The organism is Bacillus canaveralius (assembly GCF_002860125.1).
Lineage (GTDB): Bacteria > Bacillota > Bacilli > Bacillales > Cytobacillaceae > Bacillus_BJ > Bacillus_BJ canaveralius.
This window is the reverse complement of record NZ_PGVA01000086.1, coordinates 1-8204: the sequence shown is the minus strand read 5'-3', so window position 1 is coordinate 8204 and position 8204 is coordinate 1. Positions and strand designations below refer to the sequence as shown.

The following is an 8204-nucleotide window of genomic DNA, read 5'->3' as shown; positions in this document are numbered from 1 at the left end:
TTACCATGAAGACGCACTCGGCAACATCCTGGATGTGACCGACCGCAGCGGAGAAAAACGGGCATCGTACAGCTATGATGCCTTCGGCAACCTGTTCAGCCATATGGCGGCCCCATACAACGCCGTCGGATTCACCGGAAAATCATATGACGCGAAAGCCGGGCTGGTTGACTTTGGTGCAAGATGGTACAGCCCGAACGAAGGACGCTTCACGACGATGGACACGTTTGCAGGATGGTCGAACCAGCCGTTGACTTTGAACCGGTACAGCTATGTCCATAACAATCCGGTCAACTTTACGGATCCATCAGGACATTGTGAAACGACGAGTGATTCAGACGATACGTATTGCATCCCGAAACCGAAACCACCAGCGGGCGGAGGAAATGGCGGAAGCACACCACCTCCGCCAGCACCAAAACCAGGTTCTGGAGGATCCGGTGGATCTGGAGGAGGAACAGGCGGAAGCGGAGGATCCGGTGGAGGAGGATCATCGGGTGGGTCTGAAGATCCAGTTGAGGAACCAGTAGATCCCGGACCAACCAAGGAAGAACTGCTTGCCATGGCCATAGCTGAATTTAATAACAGAGCAGGAAATATTCCTTCCAATATGTACAAACCTACTAAACATAAATACTCAGTATATGATGGATATAACATGCATTTTGATAGTAAAAGAAAAGTACTAGGGGGAATTAATCAGCCTGACCTTAGTTGGGGACATGTAACTGCAAGTACTGTCAATTACTGGTTTATGGAAGATATTCACACTTTATTGAATTACCGTAGTGCCTCTAAAGAGGATGTATTTCTAGCCGCTGCTGGGTTATTATATAAACCGGGTAAAGTTGTCGATTTAGCGAAGGCAAGTAAGGGTATAAGTAAAGGGGAACAAGTATTAGATAAAGTCAAGACATATGAACAAGCTAGAAATAAAGCACTAGACCTAGTTGGAGATTTAGGACCAAATTCAAAACCATATACAGGAACTCTTAAGTCAAGTGCTGGATATGGAAAAGTAGTTGGTAGACAGTCAGCTGATGGAAAAGTAAGATGGAGATTAGATTATGACCCTAATAAGGGGACTCATATAAATATTGAAGATTTTCGTAATGGTAAAGGGGCTAATGCCCGAAAAATAGTTATTCCATTTGAGGGTAACGAAAATACCTTTAAATCTTTATTAAAACATTTGGATAGATAAGGGGAATTTGAATGAGTTTACTTGATGAGTGTATTGAAGCCTTAGGTGAGAATGTCCACATCTTATCTGAAACTGATAGAGAGAAAGTAATTAGAGATTTTGAGAGTTCTTTTCCATTTACAGAGTGGGGGCGTATTGAATGGGAGAATGTAACTTATCATGCTGATGTGAGTACAGTTGATGAGATAATCTCCTTTTTAAACCAAAACATTGATGAATACAGCAATGTTATATATGTAATTTGGGATGAAGGGACATTACCTATAATCCAATCTGATTTAGATAAAGTATTAGAAGTAATAGATGATGTTACTGCTGTAAGTTTTGATACTTGGATATTTTCACCATATTCAGGATATGTTATTGAAATATTTCATGACGGTGAAGTAAAAATAGGATTAAAGTAAAATATCATTGGATTAACCCTCAGAAGAGAAGTTATACTTCACTCTTTTGAGGGTTGTTTTATTAGTGACAGAGTGCCGAATTAACAACTTTTTATCCAAAGATTAGAGAAAACGGTTATAATTCCTGCATAAAGTTTTCCAAAATTATAGAGTACGTACAATCACTATAAAACTTATGCCCTATTTGATGTATTTCATTTCCTGCAAATTGTCGTAAAATTATCAGACACCACCGTTTTCATCCTCCAAAACCTTACCTTTGCTTTCTCTCTGCCTTTTAAAACATTATCGCAACTTTTACGTACATAGAACGATTACTATGGCGAGAGGTTACTCCACCTCAATTAACTCCTGAATGTCAATGTCTAACACTTTGCATACCGTTTCTAGTGTCGAAAGATAAACCCTGTCTACGTTGTCTGAACAAAGATGGCTTATCGTATTAGGCCGCAGCCCTGCCATTCGTGCTAATTCACGTTGTGAAAGGTCACGTTCTTTAAGGATTTCCTTTAGTTTGATGGATATTGGCATGGTATTTCCCTTCCTCTTCTTCATGTTACTTTTACAATACACAATAAATTTGTATCGGTAAAGGGGTTTATTGTATCGCTAAAGCCGCATACAATGAATTTATATTAAATATAGCGTCTAAGCGTTACGTTAATCTGAATTTGCGTAACGGAGGGGGAAAATACCATGAATGTTATCGGATATATTCGAGTATCCACACAAGGACAAGCAAAGGATGGATACAGCCTTGCTTACCAAGAAGATGAAATCAAGGCATATTGTGAAGCTCAAGGATACACGCTTTTACGCTTGTTTAAGGACGAGGGTATCAGTGGGGCTAAAGTAGACGAAGAAGCGTTAGAAGTGGATAGAATAGGCTTTCAGGAGATGTTGGAGTATCTCTCCCACCATGAGGTGGATTATGTTGTCACGCTGAATAAAAGCCGTTTATGGCGGTCAGACATCGTGAAAGTGTTGGTTCATCGGGAATTGAAAAAGTTTGGAGTGGACATTCGGAGTATTGAACAAACAGCCGCAATACAGTATTCACAAGAAAGACCCTAGTGACTTTTTAATCAATGGTTTAATGGAGTTATTAGACCAATATCAACGATTTGAAATCGCATTAAAGCTAGGGAGAGGACGAAACAAGAAAGCCCAACAGGGCGGCTATGCAGGAGGAAATGTTGCATTAGGATACAAAGTGAAGAAAGGTCAGAAAAGCCTTGTCATAGACGATAGACAGGCACAGACCGTACAAAGAGTGTTTGACCTTAAGGAACAGTATCCTTCATGGTCTTTAACACAACTAGCAGAACGACTTAATGAGGAAGGACATCGAACAAAACAAGGAAAGTTGTTTACGAAAGTCCAAGTCAAACGGATTTTAGATAGAAAAGCGTTTTATAGTGGTTTATACCACTACGGAGACATAACAGCAAATGGCAAACATCAAGCCATATTATAACGGTTAACAGATAGAGAATGGATAAGCTTTCGTACCCTTGCGAGTCTCTATGAGACTAACGCTCGACCTAAGGTTGCCGACATTCTCTGTCTTGCTTTAGCCGTTCAATCTAATATAGGGGTGAGTTTTTCTGATGAGAAGAGATAAGTATATTTATATAGGGCTAGATTTACACAAGTTTCAACATACAGCGGTGATATTGGATTGTTGGCATGAAAAGCTAGGGGAAATGACTTTTCAAAATAAGCCATCCATATTTCCAAGTTTATCAGAATATGTGAATAGTTATCTATCAGAAGGTTTGACCCCTGTATTTGGATTAGAAGATGTGGGCGGCTATGGAAGAGATTTAGCTTTATATCTGATAGAACGAGGCTACATTGTAAAATTCGTTAATTCCTCTTTATCCAATGCAGAACGAAACAGTTATGCCATGACTGAAAAGAACGATAGTTGGGACGCTCAATGTGTGGCAAGGGTTTTAATACGTGACCTACCGTATTTGCCTGAAGCTACACCATCGGATATTCATTGGATAATTGCACAACTTGTTGGTAGAAGAAACGCTTTAGTGAAAACACAAACCGCTTTAAAAAACCAACTGCATATGCAATTAAACTATCATTATCCAAGCTACAAGGAGTTCTTTTCAGAAGTTGATGGAAAAACAGCATTAGCGTTTTGGGAAAGCTATCCTTCTCCATCTCATTTGGGTGGGAAACCGTAGAGGGATGAGAGCATTTCTATTAGAACCCAGTGGTAATTCTTGTTCGACTAGAAAAGCAGAACAAATATTATCCCTTGTTCAAGCTGATGGAGAAGTAATACGAGAATATCAGACATCTAGAGATTTTATTATTCAAAGCATAGTGAGAGATATCCGCTTTAAGAAACAGGAAATCAAAAAGGTGGATAAAGAGTTAAAGGTGATTGTTCAGACATTAGGTATGCAGCTTGAGACTATGCCAGGGATTGATAGGTAACTTCATCCGCTTTAATTGCAGAAATTGGAGACATTCATCGGTTCGCTAACTCTGATAAACTTGCAAGGTATGCAGGAATAGCCTCAATCAGAATGGGTTCGGGCGGTAAGGAAACGATGAAGAAAACCAAGCAAGGCAACAGAAAGCTATATGATGTGTTTTACAACTTAGCTGTCCAACAAGTTCAAGTATGTAAAGGGAGTAAAATCCCTCGTAACCATGTCTTTTACACTTACTATAATCAGAAATTGAAAGAAGGAAAATCCAAGTCACAAGCCCTGCTTTATATTATGAGAAGATTAGTCAGAATAATCTATGGTATGATGAAAAATAAAACGGCTTATATCCTGCCTGAAATGCCTGAAACGAAGGTAAGCTAAATAAATTGGGTGGTGGTTGAATAAACTGCCACCTTTTCATAAAGTACATTTTTAGATGTTCCTAAGGGTACGGTAAAAGCTTCTAAAGGTTGGAAAGTTGGAGACGATGTATATAAGCCAACTTCTAAAGGAAATGAACCAGCTTGGAACACAGTAAGATCAAGGTTTTGGAAAAACGAAGCTGCAAAACCCGACGCTGTAAAAAAATACGGCGCAGAAAATGTAGCTAGAATGAAAAAAGGAAATGCACCGCAAAGATATAACCCAGATAAGGGTGGAATGGAATCGATGGAATTGAGTCATGAACCTATTCCGAAAAGAGATGGCGGAAAAGATTTTGTTCCAAGATGGCCACAAGACCATGCAAAAGTAGACCCATTTAGAAGACCTGGTTATTAAGGGAGTGATTTATTAACGATGAGTCTAGCTGAAATGTTTATTAAAAATAAGGGCGAGGCAATAAATATCAACGGTAGCCTAGTAGTAATGTCACATAGGTTAGAGGTCAACACAGGTCAAGATGTCAAAATTGAATTTATTAGAACTAAAAATGATTTTAGACAAGGCATTGAATTTTCTCTGGACAAGAGAAAAGGGTATATTGAAGTTAATAATCAAAAATTAAATTCACCCGTCTTTTGGGTAGATACTGCACCATCAACTTTTATCTTCAAATGCTTCCCTAAAAAAGAAACAGGACAACTGAATTTATGGAATATATGGCAATACAATGATGATAGAGTTGATGCTTGGATTGGAAATGCAGGAATAATAGCTGAACAAGAAGATGAAGGTATTTTCATTTTCCGTTGTAGCAATGGAATTGGGGATATTGATTTTGACGACCTAGTTTTTAGACTTATTTTATTGTAATTTAACTTAAAGGGGCTGTCTAAAAAGTCCATTTTGGAGTAAAATGCACCCAAATTAAAAACCCAGGAATGTTGATTTAACAGCATTCTTGGGTTTTATTTTTTTAAAGGTTTCGGCTGAAATACCACTTTTGGGACAGCCCCTTTCTTTTTTGTGGGATGCCAAGGGCGGATAGTAATATGCATAGTGGATAATTTTCAATATAAATAATAATTTCTAAATTAAAGTAAGATTCAATTCTATTTTGAATCAAAAAGTATATGCTGCTAAGCAGACATTTGAGCATTTGAAAATCGAGAGCTCATAAAGGTTATACCATCATGGAGTTTGGTTTTAAAAATAAGATAGGGTGACAAGAACGAGAATTGGGCGAGATGACATTTTTTAAGCAGGAACTATAAATGTATGGGATAGGCAACAGACTAACGAGAATGACAAAACTCGCGGCGATAAACAATGGGTAACGTGAAAGGGTGTTCTTTATTGCCTGTGACCCATAAATTTTTGGGTTGTATTTTTTAAAGAGAAGGTCGTATAATACTCGCTATTCGTTTAAAAAGCGTTACAAAAATTAAAATTTATGTAACGGGAGGGTGAGAAGTTGAACGTTGTCGGGTATATACGTGTCTCAACTCATGGGCAAGCAAAAGATGGATACAGCTTGAAATATCAAGAAGATGAAATCAAAGCATACTGTGAAGAAAATGGATGGAACTTGATACAAATTTTTAGAGATGAAGGAATCAGTGGTGCTAAATTAAATGAGGAAGCATTGGATATTGACAGGGTGGGCTTACAGGAGATGTTGGCTCACCTTTCGTCTATCCAAATAGATTATGTGGTAGTGCTGAACACAAGCCGATTATGGCGGTTAGATATTGTAAGGTGCTGGTTCAACGGGGATAAAGAAATTTGGATGTGATATTAAAAGTATTGAACAGCCCCTTTACAGCATCCATAAGAAAGACCCAAAATTACAAAACAGTAATGGTGAGTGAACCTTAGCTATGAAATAACCAGTTTGCCATTTTTATAATAGTTTAAGATACAACACAGGGTACGGGTAATGCTATAAGAGCAGATTTTTATGTATCATGATTCCGCCGGCGGTAACTGGATTGAACAAAATGAAGACGGCAAAATCACGAAATACCGTTATAATGAATTGAACGAACTTGTGGAAGCCAGAGACAAGAAGTATTTCTATGATGTCAACGGCAACCTCGTTGAAAAGGAAACAAGGGAAGGCACGATCAAGTACAATTACACGACCGACAACCGCTTGAAAGGCGTGTACTACCCGGACGGCTCGCTCGTTGAGTATGAGTACGACGCCCTGAGAAGAAAAGCGTCGCGGCACCAGGGAGAAAAACGGCCTGAAAAAGCGGATGGGCAAAGCGCTCTACGAAGAAACAACCCAGTACCTGTATGACGGACTGAACGTGTTCAAGGAATACGGGGAAAACGGCCAGCCGCTCGCCCAGTATTATATGGGATCGGACCACGTGATTGCCCGGAAGATGTTCGGCAACCACGGCCGCAAGCAGGAAGGCTATGAAGGCAATATCCGGACCCGAGGCGGACTGTTGTATTACCATGAAGACGCGATCGGCAACATCCTGGATGTGACCGACCGCCGAGGAGAAAAACGCGCATCGTACAGCTATGATGCGTTCGGCAACCTGTTCAGCCATATGGCGGCCCCATACAACGCCGTCGGGTTCACCGGCAAATCGTATGACGCGAAAGCGGGCATGATCGATTTTGGCTCCAGATGGTACAGCCCGAACGAGGGCCGCTTCACGACGATGGACACGTTTGCGGGATGGACGAACCTTCCGGCCAGCTTAAACCGGTTCAGCTATGCCCATAACAACCCGGCGACCTATATGGACCCAAGCGGACACGCAATCTGTATCCCGACTGGGCCGGATGGGGAGTATTGTAAAGCGCCCCCACCAGGAGGCGGAGGCAAAGATCCAACACCGCCACCGCCACCAGCACCAAACCCAAAACCAGGTTCCGGAGGATCAGGCGGTTCTGGAGGAGGAAAAGGCGGAAGCGGAGGATCAGGTGGATCTTCAGGAGGATCTGGAGGCGGAGGCCCAGTAGCACCACCACCCCCACCGCCACCACCTGCGCCGACATTCGAAGAAATCCTGGCAATGCGCTGGGGCAACTTTAGTAAGTTAGCTGGATTTATGCCACCTTCTTACAAAAGTTATGGGAAGTCTAGTCAATCGGTTCGTAACAAATACGTATTTACTAATAAAAGAAAGTTCAGTTTTGGGTTTAGTAACAAATCAATGTCGAGTTACTTCAACAGATTTAATAAGAAATCCAATACTGCTTTAAAAACGGTAAATAATTATAATGAGAAATTATATGAAATTAAAAAGTCACTATATAGTTATGTAGATTTTTTATATATTGATAAGGAAGAACATTATGAAAGAAATGAATTACAAGAGAAATTCTATAAAGAATTAGATGTTTATAACAACATTGAGAATATTAAAAACGAGGAAAGTGGTTGGAAAAAAATAAGTGAAGATAAAGATATTTACCATGAAAATTCTAGTAAATACAATGATAAGTATTTAAAACAGTATAAAGGGTATGAAGTAGAAGTAGTGATAAACAATAATCCTGAATTTGAATCTTCTATTGTAACAAACCCTCAGGACATGGGGACTCTTAATTATGCACCGACTGAGCAAGGTTTTCGCCACTGGAGATATGATTCCATACTGGCTGTGGGGAAACAGTGCTGAAGATCGTACTGCAGATATTAACAGAATTATTGGTCCGAGGTAATGGTAGTGTAAAAAGTTCTATGAAAACTCGGCTTTGAGGGTTCCGTTCTGCCACAAAACAGAT

9 protein-coding genes and 2 pseudogenes are annotated in these 8204 nt (G+C 39.9%); 10 read left to right on the top strand and 1 reads right to left on the bottom strand.

What is annotated here, in order from left to right; all coding sequences use genetic code 11:
* Together CU635_RS23600 and CU635_RS22330 are read left to right on the top strand one after the other, a co-directional pair.
* Positions 1–1204, top strand: a 1204-nt coding sequence (locus CU635_RS23600; protein WP_180960024.1) for an RHS repeat-associated core domain-containing protein, incomplete at its 5' end; no start/stop codon positions are given.
* 11 nt (positions 1205–1215) lie between these two features.
* Positions 1216–1611, top strand: a complete 396-nt coding sequence (locus CU635_RS22330) for a CDI toxin immunity protein (protein ID WP_101579566.1) — start codon at positions 1216–1218, stop codon at positions 1609–1611.
* 330 nt (positions 1612–1941) lie between these two features.
* On the opposite strand, the gene CU635_RS22325 is transcribed toward CU635_RS22330, so the two are convergent.
* Positions 1942–2142 (bottom strand): helix-turn-helix domain-containing protein, encoded by a 201-nt coding sequence (locus tag CU635_RS22325; protein WP_101579565.1) that lies wholly within the window; start codon positions 2140–2142, stop codon positions 1942–1944.
* A gap of 165 nt (positions 2143–2307) precedes the next feature.
* On the opposite strand from CU635_RS22325, the pseudogene CU635_RS22320 reads away from it, so the two are divergent.
* The 8 genes and pseudogenes from CU635_RS22320 to CU635_RS22295 all read left to right on the top strand — a co-directional run bounded on the left by CU635_RS22320 (position 2308) and on the right by CU635_RS22295 (position 8098).
* A pseudogene (locus CU635_RS22320) lies at positions 2308–3088 on the top strand (recombinase family protein).
* 133 nt (positions 3089–3221) lie between these two features.
* Entirely contained in the window at positions 3222–3815 is a 594-nt protein-coding gene (locus CU635_RS24460; protein WP_425427552.1) for an IS110 family transposase, read from the top strand.
* Between the two features lie 4 nt (positions 3816–3819).
* Positions 3820–4071 carry a hypothetical protein gene (locus CU635_RS24455; RefSeq protein WP_425427551.1) on the top strand — a complete coding sequence of 84 codons (252 nt, stop codon included), beginning with the start codon at positions 3820–3822 and terminating at the stop codon, positions 4069–4071.
* Positions 4072–4085: 14 nt separating this feature from the next.
* On the top strand, positions 4086–4451 hold the full coding sequence (locus CU635_RS24450; protein ID WP_425427553.1) for a transposase: 366 nt from the start codon (positions 4086–4088) through the stop codon (positions 4449–4451).
* Positions 4452–4868: 417 nt separating this feature from the next.
* Positions 4869–5324, top strand: coding sequence for a hypothetical protein (locus CU635_RS22310; RefSeq protein WP_101579564.1), 456 nt, complete (start codon positions 4869–4871; stop codon positions 5322–5324).
* A 601-nt stretch (positions 5325–5925) separates the two neighbouring features.
* Positions 5926–6295, top strand: a pseudogene (locus CU635_RS22305) (recombinase family protein); the annotation flags it as partial.
* A gap of 116 nt (positions 6296–6411) precedes the next feature.
* Entirely contained in the window at positions 6412–6756 is a 345-nt protein-coding gene (locus CU635_RS22300) for a hypothetical protein (protein WP_101579563.1), read from the top strand.
* On the top strand, positions 6713–8098 hold the full coding sequence (locus CU635_RS22295) for an RHS repeat domain-containing protein (RefSeq protein ID WP_101579562.1): 1386 nt from the start codon (positions 6713–6715) through the stop codon (positions 8096–8098). The genes CU635_RS22300 and CU635_RS22295 overlap by 44 nt, the downstream gene beginning before the upstream one ends.
* The last annotated feature ends 106 nt before the right edge of the window (positions 8099–8204 follow it).

Coding starts and splice junctions, on each gene's coding strand:
- CU635_RS22330 (WP_101579566.1), top strand. CDS start 1,216: ATGAGTTTACTTGATGAGTGTATTGAAGCCTTAGGTGAGAATGTCCAC.
- CU635_RS22325 (WP_101579565.1), bottom strand. CDS start 2,142: ATGCCAATATCCATCAAACTAAAGGAAATCCTTAAAGAACGTGACCTT.
- CU635_RS24460 (WP_425427552.1), top strand. CDS start 3,222: ATGAGAAGAGATAAGTATATTTATATAGGGCTAGATTTACACAAGTTT.
- CU635_RS24455 (WP_425427551.1), top strand. CDS start 3,820: ATGAGAGCATTTCTATTAGAACCCAGTGGTAATTCTTGTTCGACTAGA.
- CU635_RS22310 (WP_101579564.1), top strand. CDS start 4,869: ATGAGTCTAGCTGAAATGTTTATTAAAAATAAGGGCGAGGCAATAAAT.
- CU635_RS22300 (WP_101579563.1), top strand. CDS start 6,412: ATGTATCATGATTCCGCCGGCGGTAACTGGATTGAACAAAATGAAGAC.
- CU635_RS22295 (WP_101579562.1), top strand. CDS start 6,713: ATGGGCAAAGCGCTCTACGAAGAAACAACCCAGTACCTGTATGACGGA.